14 protein-coding genes and 1 riboswitch are annotated in these 14,427 nt (G+C 70.8%); all 14 genes read left to right on the plus strand.

All coding sequences use genetic code 11. From position 1 onward, the window contains the following. Positions 1 to 3 precede the first annotated feature (3 nt). The 14 genes from Q7C18_RS12795 (at position 4) to cobA (ending at position 14,419) form a co-directional block, all read left to right on the plus strand. Positions 4 to 1,626, plus strand: coding sequence for a DEAD/DEAH box helicase (locus Q7C18_RS12795; RefSeq protein WP_311025709.1), 1,623 nt, complete (start codon positions 4 to 6; stop codon positions 1,624 to 1,626). Positions 1,627 to 1,654: 28 nt separating this feature from the next. Beyond that, positions 1,655 to 2,566 carry a site-specific DNA-methyltransferase gene (locus Q7C18_RS12800; protein ID WP_070160776.1) on the plus strand — a complete coding sequence of 304 codons (912 nt, stop codon included), beginning with the start codon at positions 1,655 to 1,657 and terminating at the stop codon, positions 2,564 to 2,566. Then, the gene (locus Q7C18_RS12805) at positions 2,563 to 3,420 is read left to right on the plus strand and encodes an ATP-binding cassette domain-containing protein (RefSeq protein ID WP_311025710.1); all 858 of its coding nucleotides are present in this window, start codon (positions 2,563 to 2,565) and stop codon (positions 3,418 to 3,420) included. The genes Q7C18_RS12800 and Q7C18_RS12805 overlap by 4 nt, the downstream gene beginning before the upstream one ends. Then, positions 3,420 to 4,073 (plus strand): ABC transporter permease subunit, encoded by a 654-nt coding sequence (locus tag Q7C18_RS12810; protein WP_311025711.1) that lies wholly within the window; start codon positions 3,420 to 3,422, stop codon positions 4,071 to 4,073. The genes Q7C18_RS12805 and Q7C18_RS12810 overlap by 1 nt, the downstream gene beginning before the upstream one ends. Further along, positions 4,070 to 4,732 carry an ABC transporter permease gene (locus Q7C18_RS12815; protein ID WP_311025712.1) on the plus strand — a complete coding sequence of 221 codons (663 nt, stop codon included), beginning with the start codon at positions 4,070 to 4,072 and terminating at the stop codon, positions 4,730 to 4,732. Before Q7C18_RS12810 ends, Q7C18_RS12815 begins: the two co-directional genes overlap by 4 nt. A 13-nt stretch (positions 4,733 to 4,745) precedes the next feature. Continuing rightward, complete coding sequence (locus tag Q7C18_RS12820; protein ID WP_070160753.1) at positions 4,746 to 5,708, plus strand: ABC transporter substrate-binding protein; 963 nt, start codon at positions 4,746 to 4,748, stop codon at positions 5,706 to 5,708. 163 nt (positions 5,709 to 5,871) lie between these two features. Then, positions 5,872 to 5,958: riboswitch (SAM riboswitch) on the plus strand. Between the two features lie 3 nt (positions 5,959 to 5,961). After that, entirely contained in the window at positions 5,962 to 7,686 is a 1,725-nt protein-coding gene (locus tag Q7C18_RS12825; protein WP_070160751.1) for a nitrite/sulfite reductase, read from the plus strand. Further along, complete coding sequence (locus Q7C18_RS12830; protein ID WP_311025714.1) at positions 7,683 to 8,417, plus strand: phosphoadenylyl-sulfate reductase; 735 nt, start codon at positions 7,683 to 7,685, stop codon at positions 8,415 to 8,417. Before Q7C18_RS12825 ends, Q7C18_RS12830 begins: the two co-directional genes overlap by 4 nt. A 1-nt stretch (position 8,418) precedes the next feature. Beyond that, positions 8,419 to 9,363 carry a sulfate adenylyltransferase subunit CysD gene (gene cysD / locus Q7C18_RS12835; RefSeq protein WP_311025715.1) on the plus strand — a complete coding sequence of 315 codons (945 nt, stop codon included), beginning with the start codon at positions 8,419 to 8,421 and terminating at the stop codon, positions 9,361 to 9,363. Continuing rightward, positions 9,363 to 10,745 (plus strand): GTP-binding protein, encoded by a 1,383-nt coding sequence (locus Q7C18_RS12840; RefSeq protein ID WP_311025716.1) that lies wholly within the window; start codon positions 9,363 to 9,365, stop codon positions 10,743 to 10,745. The genes cysD and Q7C18_RS12840 overlap by 1 nt, the downstream gene beginning before the upstream one ends. 3 nt (positions 10,746 to 10,748) lie before the next feature. Continuing rightward, complete coding sequence (locus Q7C18_RS12845) at positions 10,749 to 11,945, plus strand: ABC transporter substrate-binding protein (protein ID WP_311025717.1); 1,197 nt, start codon at positions 10,749 to 10,751, stop codon at positions 11,943 to 11,945. Next, complete coding sequence (locus tag Q7C18_RS12850) at positions 11,942 to 12,694, plus strand: ABC transporter ATP-binding protein (RefSeq protein ID WP_085437697.1); 753 nt, start codon at positions 11,942 to 11,944, stop codon at positions 12,692 to 12,694. Before Q7C18_RS12845 ends, Q7C18_RS12850 begins: the two co-directional genes overlap by 4 nt. Then, positions 12,675 to 13,634 carry an ABC transporter permease gene (locus Q7C18_RS12855; RefSeq protein ID WP_311025718.1) on the plus strand — a complete coding sequence of 320 codons (960 nt, stop codon included), beginning with the start codon at positions 12,675 to 12,677 and terminating at the stop codon, positions 13,632 to 13,634. Before Q7C18_RS12850 ends, Q7C18_RS12855 begins: the two co-directional genes overlap by 20 nt. Further along, a complete protein-coding gene (gene cobA, locus Q7C18_RS12860) occupies positions 13,631 to 14,419 on the plus strand; it encodes a uroporphyrinogen-III C-methyltransferase (RefSeq protein WP_311025719.1) in 789 nt (262 codons plus the stop codon). Before Q7C18_RS12855 ends, cobA begins: the two co-directional genes overlap by 4 nt. Positions 14,420 to 14,427 lie beyond the last annotated feature (8 nt).

Below are 14,427 nucleotides of genomic sequence, written 5' to 3' on the forward strand. Positions count from 1 at the left end.
TCTATGACTGAACAGACAGCTGAATCGGCCGAAGGCACCGTGCAGGTCGACGGCGGCGAGACCGCCGAGCCCACGGTGACCTTCGCCGACTTCAACGTCCGCCCCGAGATCGTCGAGGCGCTCGCTGAGAAGGGGATCATCACACCGTTCCCCATCCAGGCGGAGACGCTGCCGATCGCCCTGGGCGGCTATGACATCATCGGGCAGGCCAAGACCGGAACGGGCAAGACCCTCGGCTTCGGCATACCCGCAATCCAGCGCGTGACTGCGCCCCACGACCCCGGCTTCGACGAGATGCCCTCCCCGGGCGCCCCGCAGGCGCTGGTGGTCGCCCCCACCCGTGAGCTCGCCGTCCAGGTGGCCGAAGACATCAAGGTCGCCGGCGCCAAGCGCGGCGTGCGGGTCGCCACCATCTACGGCGGACGGGCCTATGAGCCGCAGATCGAGGAGCTGCAGCGCGGCGTCGAGATCGTCGTCGGCACCCCCGGGCGGCTCATCGACCTGCACCGGCAGCGCCACCTGAAGCTGAAGAGCGTCAACATCGTGGTCCTGGACGAGGCCGACGAGATGCTCGACCTGGGCTTCCTGCCCGACGTGGAGACGATCCTCGGCGCGCTGCCGGCCGTGCGCCAGACGATGCTGTTCTCGGCGACCATGCCGGGTCCGGTCGTCGCCATGGCGCGGCGCTACATGACCAAGCCGACGCACATCAGCGCCGCCGACCCCGCCGACGAGGGGGTCACCAAGAAGGACATCCGTCAGGTCGTCTACCGGGCCCACCACCTGGACAAGGACGAGGTCGTGGCCCGCATCCTGCAGGCCGAGGGCCGAGGACGCACGATCATCTTCACCCGCACCAAGCGGCAGGCCGACAAGCTCTCCACCGAGCTCATCGCCCGCGGCTTCGCAGCCGGCGCCATCCACGGGGACCTGGGCCAGGGTGCGCGGGAGCAGGCGCTGCGGGCGTTCCGCAACGAGAAGATCGACGTGCTCGTCGCCACCGATGTCGCCGCCCGCGGCATCGACGTCACCGACGTCACCCATGTCATCAACCTCAACGCTCCCGACGACGAGAAGACCTACCTCCACCGGATCGGTCGGACCGGCCGCGCCGGGCAGAAGGGCACCGCGGTGACCTTCGTGGACTGGGAGGACGTCCCGCGCTGGAAGCTGATCAACCGCGCGCTGGACCTCGGCATCGACGAGCCGGTGGAGACCTACTCCTCCTCGCCGCACCTGTTCACCGACCTCGACATCCCGAAGGGGACCAAGGGGCGGCTGCCGCGGCACAAGCGATCGAAGACGGGCCTGGGCGACGAGCGTCTCGAGGACCTCGGAGGTCCCTCGGCGAAGAAGGAGCGGGGTGGCTCCCGCGAGGGTCGCGGCTCCCGCTCCGGCTCTCGGGGCGAGGGCGGTTCGCGGGGCGAGGGCGGCTCTCGGGGCGGTCGGTCCCGGTCGCGTCGCCGATCGGACTCCGCGGGCGGGCAGGACCAGCAGCGCCAGGAGAGCCAGCAGAGCTCCGGCGGTGCCGCTTCGTCGGAGGGCGGCTCGGGCGGCCAGCGTCGCCGTCGTCGTCGCCGCCGCTCCGGGTCGGGCTCCGGCTCGACGGCAGGCTCCGCGGACTGAGCTCCCGCGGGCCGGTGCGGACCTGGAGATGACGACCTTCGCCGTGGACGGTCCGTCGCTCGTGCTCGAGGGCGAGAACCTCGAGCACCTGCGGCGGCTCCCCGACGGGGCCTTCGCGATGATCTACCTGGACCCGCCCTTCAACACGGGGCGGGCCCAGCGGTCGGTCCGCACGACCTCCGTCCGGCGGCACGACGGCGGCGGACGGGTGGGGTTCGCCGGTCGCAGCTACGACACCTTCCGTGAGCTGCTGGCCGCCTACGACGACTCCTTCCCGGACTACTGGGACTTTCTGGAGCCTCGACTGCTCGAAGCCTGGCGTCTGCTGGATGACACCGGGACCCTGTACCTGCACCTGGACTATCGCGAGGTGCACTACGCGAAGGTCATGTGCGATGCGATCTTCGGCCGCGACTGCTTCCTCAATGAGATCGTCTGGGCCTATGACTATGGTGCCCGGACGAAGAAGCGCTGGCCGACCAAGCACGAGACGATCCTGGTCTATGTCAAGGATCCTCAGCGCTACCACTTCGACTCCGCCGAGGTCGATCGCGAACCGTACATGGCTCCGGGCCTGGTGACCCCGGAGAAGGCCGCCCGGGGCAAGCTGCCCACCGACGTCTGGTGGCACACCATCGTCTCGCCCACGGGTCGGGAGAAGACCGGCTATCCCACGCAGAAGCCCGTGGGGCTCGTACGCCGCATGGTGCAGGCCTCCTCCCGACCGGGCGACTGGGTGCTGGACTTCTTTGCGGGCTCGGGCACGCTGGGGGCCGCCGCTGCGGAGACCGGCCGCCGGTTCGTCTGCATCGACTCCTCACCGCAGGCGGTCGACGTCATGGCCCGGCGTCTGGGCGACCACGCCGAGGTCCACCGGGCGGATCCTCCGTCTGCTGCGTCGGCTGACATCGAGGGCCAGCGTGAGGGTGCTGCGTCATGATCGAGTTCGACCATGTCACCAAGACCTACCCGGACGGCACGACGGCGGTCCGGGACTTCAGCCTGACGGTCCCCTCCCACACCACCACGGTGCTGCTGGGGTCCTCCGGATGCGGCAAGACCACCCTGCTGCGAATGGTCAATCGGATGGTGGAGCCGACCTCAGGTGAGGTCCGCATCGATGGGGAGACGGTGTCCTCGCGACCGCCGGTGCAGCTGAGGCGCAGCATCGGCTATGTCATGCAGCACTCCGGGCTCATGCCGCACCGCCGGGTGGTGGACAACATCGCCACCGTTCCGCGTCTCAATGGTGTCTCCCGGGGTGCCGCGCAGGAGCGGGCTCGTGACCTGATGGAGTTGGTGGACCTGGCCCCCGAGCTGGCACGTCGATACCCGGCCCAGCTCTCCGGAGGGCAGCAGCAGCGGGTCGGCGTGGCGCGCGCCCTGGCCGACGACCCCAACATCCTGCTCATGGACGAGCCCTTCGGCGCGGTGGACCCGCTGATCCGGGTGGAGCTGCAGTCCCAGTTGGGTCGCCTGCAGGTTCAGCTGCGCAAGACCATCATCTTCGTCACCCATGACATCGACGAGGCACTCGCCCTGGGGGATCAGATCGTCGTGCTGCGCAGCGGCGGGGAGGTGGCCCAGATCGGCACGCCCCGGGAGCTGGTGGAGGAGCCCGCCGACGCCTTCGTCTCCCGATTCCTGGGGCTGCAGGACGGACGGCGGCGGCTGCATGCCTCCCCGCGGGTCGGCGGCGGCTGGACGGTCGTCGACGACACCGGGAGACCGGTCGGGCTGATCGAGGGAGAGGACGGCACGGAGCCTGCGGCCCCGTCGCCAGAAGGTTGCTGATGGACTGGGCCCTGGCGAACCTGCCGCGCATCCTGAGCCTGACGGTCGACCATCTGCTGCTCAGCCTTCCCGCCGTCGCGGCGGCGTTCCTGCTGGCCCTTCCGCTGGGGCGTGTCGCCGATCGGCTCGGACGCCTGCGTGAGCCTCTCCTGGGCTCGGTGGGTCTGCTCTATGCGATTCCGTCGCTGCCGCTGTTCATCGTCCTGCCGATCCTCATCGGGACCGGGGTGCGGGACGCTCTCAATGTGATCGTCGCGCTCACGCTGTTCGGTCTGGCGCTGATGGTCCGTTCCGCCGCGGATGCCTTCGGCGCGGTCTCCCAGGACGTCCGGCTGGCCGCGGTCGCGGTCGGGCAGTCCCGCTGGGGCGCCTTCCTCACAGTGGAGCTGCCTCTGGCCGGGCCTGCGCTGCTGGCGGGGCTGCGGGTGGTCTCCGTGAGCACCATCAGTCTGGTCAGCGTCTCCGCGGTCCTGGGTGTGGCGAGCCTCGGCTCCCTGTTCACCGACGGGTTCCAGCGTGGCATCGTGCCGTCCATCGCCGCCGGCATCATCATGACCGTGCTGCTCGCCGTCGTCGTGGACCTGCTGCTGGTGGGCCTGGGCCGGCTGGCGATGCCCTGGCAGCGTACCCAGGCGAGGCGGGCCGGCTCATGACCCATCTGATGGAGGCGCTGCAGTGGGTCCTCAGCGCCGAGTCCTGGGCGGGTCCGGGCGGTCTCGGAGTCCGCACGGCCGAGCACCTCTGGTACACCCTGCTGGCGCTGGTGCTGTCCACGGCGATCGCCCTTCCTGCCGGGCTGGTCATCGGCCACACCGGGCGGGGCCGGGCGCTGGCCGTGCTCTCCACCGGGGCCGCCCGTGCTCTGCCGACCCTGGGGATCATCACCTTGGCCGGCCTCGCGGTGGGGATCGGGCTGAAGGCCCCGATGATCGCCTTCGTGGTCCTGGCGGTGCCCTCGATCATCGCCGGCGCCTATTCGGGGGTGGAGGCGGTGGACCGCCGCGTGGTCGACGCCGCGCGCGCCCAGGGGCTCAGCCCGTGGCAGGTGCTGGTGACCGTGGAGGTGCCGCTGGGGCTGCGGCTGATCCTGGGCGGGGTGCGTCTGGCAACCCTGCAGGTCATCGCCACCGCCACCCTGGCCGCCTACGTGGGGGCCGGGGGACTGGGGCGGCCGCTGTTCCTGGGCCTGCGCAACCATGACTATGCCATGATGCTGGGAGCGTCCTTCGTGGTCATCGCCGTGGCGATCCTCGTCGACGCCCTGTTCATCGCAGCCCTACGGATTCTCAGGAGGATCCCCGGGATCCACTGAGCTCCAGGAGAGGATGGTCCCCGTGTCCTGCTCGAGCCCCGCCCCCGGCCGTCTCGGCCGTCCTGCCCTCGTCTCCGCCGCCCTGCTGGGACTCGCCGCGCTGGCTCTCAGCGCCTGCGGGGCCGAGGATCCCTTGGCTGACGGGGGAGACGACGACGCCGGCGCCGAGGGCGGCGCGCTGGTGGTCGGCTCCCAGCAGTACTACTCGAACACCATCATCGCGGAGCTCTACGCCCAGCGGCTCGAGGCGGGCGGCCACGAGGTGGACCGGCAGTTCGACATCGGCCAGCGCGAGGTCTACATGCCGGAGCTGGAGGCCGGGGACATCGACGTGTTCCCCGAATATGCCGGGAACCTGCTGCAGTACGTGGACGCGGAGGCTGAGGCCTCCGACCTGGAGGAGATCCTCGCCGGACTGGAGCAGAGCCTCCCGGAGGGGATCAGCGCCCTGGAGCCGGCGGAGGCCACCGATCAGGACAGCTTCGTGGTGACCGCGGAGTTCGCACAGGAGCATCAGCTGCGCAGCGTCGGTGACCTTGCGAACGTGGATGAGGATCTGCGGATCGCGGCGAACTCGGAGTTTGAGACTCGTCCCTACGGCCCTGAGGGTCTGCAGGAGGTCTACGGGGTGGAGGTCACCCTGGTCCCGGTGGAGGACTCCGGTGGGCCGCTGACCGTGCAGGCGCTGCTCGACGGGGACGTTCAGGTGGCCGACATCTATTCCGCCGATCCAGCCATCGAGGAGAACGGCCTCGTCATGCTGGAGGACCCGGAGGATCTGGTGCTGCCGCAGAACATCCTCCCGCTGGTCTCCGACTCTGTGGGGGACGACGCCGCGGCGCTCATCGAGGAGGTCACGGCCGAACTGACGCAGGAGGAGCTCAACGGGCTCAACGCCGTCAGTGTGGACGACCAGGCGTCGGCCGCCGACGTCGCCGCCGACTGGCTGGCGGAGAAGGGCCTCGACGAGGCCTGAGCCGCGGAGCAGGGCCCGGCCTCGCCGGGGAGTCGATGGCGCGTGTCTGCGGGAGGTCTCACCCCGTCGCGCAACTCATATGAACACATGAACATAGATGACGACATATGACGTGGAATCTTCGTTTTCCGTCTGGCGTCCAGTAGCGTGGTGCTCACACCAGCAACCATCCAGAGCGGCTGAGAGATCTGGCTCGACGACGCCGCAGCAACCCGGGAGAGCCGGGTGCTAACGCCAGGAGCGATGGAGGAGCATGAGCACTGACGTGTCCGCCGTGTCCGCCCGCCGGCCGAAGAAGCGCCCGAACGGGCAGTGGAAGGTCGACGGCACCGAGCCGCTGAACCACAATGAAGAGTTCAAGCAGGCCGACAACGGGCTGAACGTCCGGGAGCGCATCGAGACGATCTACTCGAAGCAGGGCTTCGACTCGATCGACCCGGACGACCTCCGCGGCCGCTTTCGCTGGTGGGGCCTCTACACCCAGCGTCGCCCCGGCGTGCCGGCCGGGGCCCACAACTCGCTGCCGCCCGAAGAGGTGGACGACAAGTTCTTCATGCTGCGGGTCCGCATCGACGGCGGCGCCCTCACCACCGAGCAGCTGCGTGTCATCGGGGAGATCTCCCGAGACTTCGCCCGGGACACCGCCGATGTGACCGACCGGCAGAACATCCAGCTGCACTGGGTGGCCGTGGAGGACGTCCCGGAGATCTGGCGCCGCCTCGAAGCGGTCGGCCTGGGCACCACCGAGGCCTGCGGAGACACCCCCCGAGTGATCCTGGGCTCCCCGGTGGCCGGCATCGCCGCCGATGAGATCATCGACCCCACCCCTGTCATCCAGGAGATCGCTCGGCTCTACATCGGCGATCCCGAGCTCGCGAACCTGCCGCGGAAGTACAAGTCGGCGATCACCGGACACCCCAGCCAGGACGTGGTCCACGAGATCAACGACTTCGCCCTGGTGGGCGTCGTGCACCCGGAGCATGGCCCCGGCTACGACCTGTGGGTCGGCGGCGGGCTCTCCACCAACGCCCGGCTGGCCGAGCGACTGGGAGTCTTCGTCCGCCAGGAGGAGGCCGCCGAGGTCTGGCATGCCGTCACCCAGACCTTCCGCGACTACGGGTTCCGTCGCCTGCGCAACAAGGCCCGGCTGAAGTTCCTGCTGGCCGAATGGGGGCCGGAGAGGTTCCGCCAGGTCATCGAGGACGAGTACCTGGGCCGTACGCTCACCGACGGGCCGGCCCCGTCCGCCCCGGACACTCCCGGGGACCACGTCGGCGTGCACCGGCAGAAGGACGGCCGGTGCTACATCGGCGTCACCCCCACCGTGGGTCGGGTCTCCGGGACGCTGCTGATCGAGCTGGCGGACCTGCTGGAGCGTCACGGCTCCCACCGTCTGCGCACCACGCCGCACCAGAAGCTCGTGGTCCTCGACATCGCCGAAGACGACGTCGAGACGGTCTGTGCCGCCTTGGCCGAGCTGGGGCTGGATCCCCGGCCCAGCGTCTTCCGGCGCTCCACCATCGCGTGCACCGGCATCGAATTCTGCAAGCTGGCCATCGTGGAGACCAAGACCACGGCGGCCCGGACCATCGATGCCTTGGAGGAGCGGCTGGCCGACGTCGCCGAGCAGATGCCGGAGCGGCTCACCCTGCACATCAACGGCTGCCCCAACTCCTGCGCCCGCATCCAGACCGCGGACATCGGGCTGAAGGGGCAGCTGCTGCCCGACGCCGACGGGGAGAAGACCCCCGGCTTCCAGGTCCACCTGGGCGGCGGGCTCACCTTCGTGGACCGCGATGAGGCCGGTCTCGGCCGGACTGTGCGAGGGCTGAAGGTCACGGCGGAGGAGCTCGTGGACTACGTGGAGCTGCTGGTCCGCCGGTACCTGGACGGCCGACAGACGGGAGAGACCTTCGCCCAGTGGAGCCACCGGGTGGACGATTCCGAGCTGCAGAAGAGAGAGGTCGAGCTGGTATGAGCGCCGCGACCGACATCGCCCTCACCCAGGAGCTGCGCGCCCTGGCCGCCGCCGGCGCCGAGGAGCTCGGCTGGGACGCCCCCGCCGAGGAGGTGATCGGCTGGGCGGCACGGCATGTGGACACCGCCGACGTCGCCGTCGCCTGCTCCATGGCCGATGCCGTCCTGCCGGCGCTGGTCGCGGAGCAGCTGCCCGGTGTGGACGTGCTGTTCCTGGAGACCGGCTATCACTTCACCGAGACGCTGGCCGCCCGAGATGAGGTCGCCCGTCGTCTCGACGTCACCGTCGTCGACGTCACTCCGAAGCTGACCGTGGCGGAGCAGGACGCCGAGTACGGCAAGGACCTGTTCGGCAGGGACCCGGCCGCCTGCTGCCGGATGCGCAAGATGGAGCCTCTCGGGGAGGCGCTGAGCGGCTACAAGCTCTGGTTCACCGGAGTGCGCCGGGATGAGGCGCCCACCCGCGTGGACACGCCGCTGGTCACCTTCGACGAGCTCCACGGACTCATCAAGGTCAACCCGGTCGCCCCCTGGACCTTCGACGACCTGGTCGACCACTCGAACCGCCATGACCTCCCGGTCAACCTGCTGCTGCAGAACGGCTATCCGTCCATCGGGTGCCGACCCTGCACCCAGAAGGTCGCCCCGGGGGAGGACCCCCGCTCCGGACGCTGGGCCGGCAGCGGCAAGGTCGAATGCGGCATCCACACCACCACCGCCACAGGAGCCTGAGATGACCACCGCCACCGCCGCGGCCCCACGGGCCGCCGACGTCGTCGACCTCGCCGGCCAGTCCGCGCTGGCCCGCCTGGAGGCCGAGTCCATCCACATCATCCGGGAGGTCGTCGCCGAGTTCGATCGGCCGGCCATGCTGTTCTCCGGCGGCAAGGACTCCGTGGTCATGCTGCACCTGGCCGCCAAGGCGTTCTGGCCCGGGAGGATCCCCTTCCCGGTGGTGCACATCGACACCGGTCACAACTTCGAGGAGGTCCTGGACTTCCGTGACCGCACCGTGGAGCGCCTCGGCCTGGAGCTGGTGGTCGGCAGCGTCCAAGAGCTCATCGACGCCGGCGAGCTCACCGAACGCGCCGACGGCACCCGCAACCCGCTGCAGACGGTGCCGCTGCTGCGCACCATCGCGCAGCGCCGCTTCGACGCCGTCTTCGGCGGCGCCCGGCGGGACGAGGACCGGGCCCGGGCCAAGGAACGCATCCTCTCGCTGCGCGACGAGTTCGGCCAGTGGGATCCGCGCAGCCAGCGCCCCGAGCTGTGGAACCTCTACAACGGACGCCACCGGCCGGGCCAGCACGTGCGGGCCTTTCCGATCAGCAACTGGACCGAGCTGGACGTGTGGCGCTACATCGCCGCCGAGGACATCGAGTTGCCTCCGCTGTACTATGCCCACGACCGCGAGGTCTTCCACCGTGACGGCATGATCCGGGCCGTGGGTCCGCACAGCCGCCCCACCGCGGCGGAGCCCACCGAGGTGCTGCGCGTGCGCTACCGCACCGTCGGTGACATGTCCTGCACCGGGGCGGTGCTCTCTGAGGCCGCGGACAACACCGCGGTGCTCCACGAGGTGGCCGCCGCCACCATCACCGAACGCGGTGCGACCCGCGCCGACGACAGGCTCTCCGAGGCCGCCATGGAGGACCGCAAGAAGGACGGATACTTCTGATGACCGCCACACTGTTCCGGCTGGCCACCGCCGGCAGCGTCGACGACGGCAAGTCCACTCTGGTGGGCCGCCTCCTCCACGACGCCCAGGCCATCCTGTCCGACCAGCTCGACGCCGTCGCCCGCTCCTCCAAGGAACGGGGCTTCGGCGACGACGGCGCGGAGCTCGACCTCGCCCTGCTGACCGACGGCCTGCGCGCCGAACGGGAGCAGGGGATCACCATCGATGTGGCCTACCGCTACTTCGCCACCGATCGGCGCAGCTTCGTGCTGGCCGACTGCCCCGGGCACGTCCAGTACACCCGCAACACCGTCACCGGCACCTCCACCGCGGATGCCGTGGTGCTGCTGGTGGACGTCCGACACGGCGTGGTGGAGCAGACCCGCCGCCATCTGGCGGTCGCCCACCTGCTGCGGGTGGAGCACGTGATCATCGCGGTCAACAAGATCGACGCGGTGGACTACCGGGAGGACGCCTTCCGGACCGTGGAGGCCGACGTCGCCCGCATCGCGGCCGAGCTGCAGGCCGACGACGGGGGAGCCTCCGGCGCCACCGCACCGATCGTGGTGCCGGTCTCCGCCCTGCGCGGAGACAACGTGGTCGCCCCGTCCGCCCACACCCCGTGGTACGACGGCGAGGCGCTGCTGCCCATCCTGGAGCAGCTGCCGGACGCCGACCACGCCCGCCGCCGCACCGAACCGCTGCGGCTGCCCGTGCAGACCGTCATCCGGCCGCACTCGGAGTTCCGCGGCTACGCCGGGCAGATCGTCTCCGGGTCGCTGGCGGCCGGAGATGAGGTGCTCATCCAGCCCGGCGGCCACCGCACCACGGTGAGCGCAGTCCACCGCACGGCTCTGCAGGCGCGTGCCGCCGGTGAGGAGGCCGCCGCCGAGGGAACGGGCCCCGTGGACGCTGCTGACCGGGCCGCCGCGCCCGAGTCCGTGGTGGTGGAGCTCCAGGACCAGTTCGACGTCGCCCGCGGCCACCTGCTGGCCGCGCCGGAGGCGCCCGCCGTCGAGCGCGACGAGCTGACCCTGTCCCTGGCCTGGCTGGGCGACGGGGCGCTGACCGACGGTGCCCGGGTGCTGGTCAAGCACGGCACCGAGACGGTCAAGGCACTGGTCAGCGAGGTCACCGACCGGCTCGACCTGGCCAGCCTGACGTCCCGGCCCACGGACCAGCTGGTGCTCAACGACATCGGCACCGTGACCGTGCGGCTGGCCCGTGCCCTGCCTGTGGACGACTACGCCGTGGCCAAGCGCACCGGCGCGGTGCTGCTGATCCACCCGGAGAGCGGAGACACTCTCGCCGCGGGCATGGTGCGCCTGCCCGCCGCTGCGGACACCGAGGCCCAGGACGACGACGCCTGGTTGGCGGAGTGAGCCATGGGCCGCGTCCGCATCACCGCTGAGCAGACCACGGCCCCTGACGGCCGGGTGCTCACCCGGGCCCCCGGCCCGCGTCGGCTGCTCGCCGTCGTCGTCGGGGCCGGCACGGCCCTGCTGGTGGGCAGCACGGCCGTGCTGGCCACCACCTGGCCGCAGGAGGACGATGAGCCCGAGGCAGTCTCGGCCGAGGAGCTCTACGCCGGTGACCAGCGGGCTGAGGAGCTGCGGCTGGGCTACTTCCCCAACGTCACCCACGCACCGGCCCTGGTGGGGCTGCAGGAGGACCTGTTCGCCGAGCACCTGCACGGCACGGCGTTCCATGCAGAGACCTTCACCGCCGGTCCGGCCGCGCTGGAGGCGCTCACCGCGGGGGCGGTGGACGCCGCCTTCATCGGTCCGAACCCGGCCATCCACTCCTACGCGCAGTCCGGCGGGGAGAGTGTGGTCGTGGTCTCCGGTGCCGCCAGCGGGGGAGTGCAGCTGATCGTCCGGGAGGGCATCGACTCTCCGGAGGACCTGGCGGGACGCGAGCTGGCGACGCCGCAGCTGGGCGGCACCCAGGATGTGGCCGCCCGTGTGTGGCTTCACGAGCAGGGCCTCACCGATGAGGTGGACATCACCCCCACGGACAACCCGCAGGTGCTGCGGCTCTTCGAGCAGGGTCGCGTCGACGCCGCCTGGGTGCCCGAGCCCTGGGCCTCCCGGCTGGTGGAGCAGGCCGGCGGTCAGGTGCTGGTGGACGAGCGCGAGCTCTGGCCCGAAGGAGAGTTCCCCACCACGGTGCTGGCGGTCAACCGCGAGTACGCCGAGGCCCACCCGCAGACGGTCAAGGACCTCGCCGCGGCCACCGACGCGGCGGTGGCCTGGCTGCAGACCTCCGAGGAGGCGGAGGTCCACAGCACGCTCAATGCGCAGCTGAGTGAGGACGTGGGCCTGGAGCTGCCTGAACCGGTGCTCACCCGGGCACTGGCCCACGTGACGTTCACGACCGACCCGGTGGCCTCGGCCTTCCCCCAGCTGGTGGAGGACTCCGTGACTGCCGGGACCGGGCACGACGTCGCCCTCGACGGGCTCGTGGTCCCGGCGCCGGTGGAGCCCGGCTCACCTGAGCCGACTGATGATTCTGAGCCGAGTGATGACTCCGCGCAGACCGATGATGACGGCGTCCCGAGCGCCGGACAGGAGGACCGATGAACGAGGCCGTGGTGTTCGACACCGTGGACAAGTCCTTCGCTGAGGGCCCCGAGGTGCTCTCGGAGGTCAGCTTCGACATCGCTGAGGGCGAGTTCGTCTGCCTGCTGGGCGCCTCCGGGTGCGGCAAGTCCACTCTGCTGAGCATGATCGCTCAGCTGGAGCGGCCCACCGGCGGCGCCATCGAGGTCACGGAGGGCGGGGCGGCCTTCATGTTCCAGGACGCCTCCCTGTTCCCGTGGCTGACCGCTGAGCAGAACATCATGCTCGCCCTGCGACTGGCCGAGGGGCGCTGCCAGATCCGCCAGCGCAAGGTCCGCCGCCAGCGGGCCGCCGAGCTGCTGGATCTGGTGCGGCTCTCCGAGCACGCCCACCGCCGCCCGCACGAGCTCTCCGGGGGCATGCGGCAGCGCGTGGCGCTCGCCCGAGCCCTGGCCCAGGAGCGGCCCGTGCTGCTCATGGACGAGCCCTTCGGCGCCCTGGACGCCATCACCCGGTCGCTGCTCCATGAGGAGCTGCTGCGCATCTGGCGGACCACCGGGCGCACCATCGTCTTCGTCACCCACTCGGTGGACGAGGCCGTGCACCTGGGCCAGCGCGTGCTGCTGCTGTCCTCCCGCCCCGGGCGGATCATCGGGGAATGGGAGGTCGCCGAGGAGGACCGTGAGGGAGCCCGTCGCGCCGTGCTGGTCGACGAGATCACCGAGCGGCTGCGGAACGAGGTGGGACGCCATGGTGGCGACACCCACTGAGGAGCACACGCGCCCCGACCCGGATCGCCAAGCTCCTGAGCAGGTCGAGCTGCTCCGACACGCGTCCTCGACCGGCTCAGGCCGTGGCCGGGGAGACGACGTCGCCGACCTCTCCCGCGGGCTCGACGCACTGGAGACAGCCGGGGGAGCGCCCCGACGGCGACTCGATCCTCAGTCGGTGCTGCTGCCGGTGGCCGCGCTCGCCGTCGTCGTCATCGCCTGGCAGCTCTATGTGATGACGGGGCACCGGCGCACGGACATGGTGCCCGGGCCGATCGACGTCGCCGGGACCGCCTGGGAGCTGTGGCGGACCGGTGCGTTCTGGGAGGCCGTCAGCACGTCCCTGGGCCGCGGTCTGGCGGGGTTCGCGCTGAGCATCCTCATCGCGACTCCCATCGGGCTGATCATCGCCCAGGTGCGGATGCTGCGCCAGGCCTTCGGACCGCTGATCTCCGGGCTGCAGGTGCTGCCCTCGGTGGCCTGGGTGCCCGCGGCGGTCATCTGGTTCGGCCTGACCGACGCGACGGTGTACTTCGTGATCTTCATGGGCGCCATCCCTTCGGTGGTCAACGGCCTCATCGCCGGTGTCCGGCAGGTCCCGCCGCAGCACCACCGGGTGGGACGGGTGCTGGGGGCGAACCGCTGGCAGATGACCACCCGCATCCTGCTGCCGGCCATCCTGCCCTCCTATGTGGGCGGACTTCGCCAGGGGTGGGCGTTCTCCTGGCGCTCGCTGATGGCCGCCGAGATCATCGCCACCGGAGGCTCCATGGGCTTCGGGCTGGGCACGCTGCTGGACCAGGGGAGGGCGCTGGCCGACATGTCGGTGGTGCTGACCGCGGTGCTGATCATCCTGCTGGTGGGGGTGGTCGTGGAGCTGCTGGTCTTCGCCCCCATCGAACGCCGGCTGCTGACGACGAGAGGACTGTTGGAATCATGACTGAGCACACCACCCCGCGCACCGGGCACGTCGCCCTCATCGGCGGAGGACCCGCGCAGCCGGATCTGATCACCCACCGGGGTCACGAGCTGCTCATGGCCGCCGACGTCGTGGTGGCCGACCGGCTCGGCCCCCGTGGGCTGCTCGACGAGCTGCGCGACGACGTCGAGGTGATCGACGTCGGCAAGACGCCCGGGCGGCACACCGCCACCCAGGACGAGATCAACGCCCTGCTCGTGGACCGGGCGAGCCGCGGACTGCGCGTGGCCCGGCTCAAGGGCGGCGACCCCTATGTGCTCGGCCGCGGCTCCGAGGAGCGCGAGCACTGCCGACGCCACGGCATCACCGTGGAGGTGGTCCCCGGGATCACCTCGGCGGTGGGGGTGCCGGCGGAGGCCGGGATCCCGTTGACGCACCGGGGTCTGTCCCGCGGCTTCACCGTGATCACCGGACACGACGACCTCGACGTCGTCCCGCGCTCCGAGCAGCACACCCTGGTCATCCTCATGGGCGTCTCCACCTTGCGGCGCACCGCCACGCAGCTGATGGTCAACGGGCACGACGCCTCCACACCGGTGGCGATCATCGAATCCGGGGGCATGGAGGACCAGCGGGTGACCCTGTCCCGGCTGCACGCCGTCGCCGACGTGGCGGCCCGGCGCCAGGTCGCCAACCCGGCGGTGATCGTCGTCGGCGCCGTGGTGACGCTGGCCGACGACTGGCCGCAGCAGCTCGACACCGCCACACCCGCCGCCCCCGCCGCGGCGGCCCTGACCTCCCTCTGACGAATCGA

The organism is Nesterenkonia sp. CL21, assembly GCF_031705515.1.
In the GTDB taxonomy this organism is placed as follows: Bacteria; Actinomycetota; Actinomycetes; order Actinomycetales; family Micrococcaceae; genus Nesterenkonia; species Nesterenkonia aethiopica.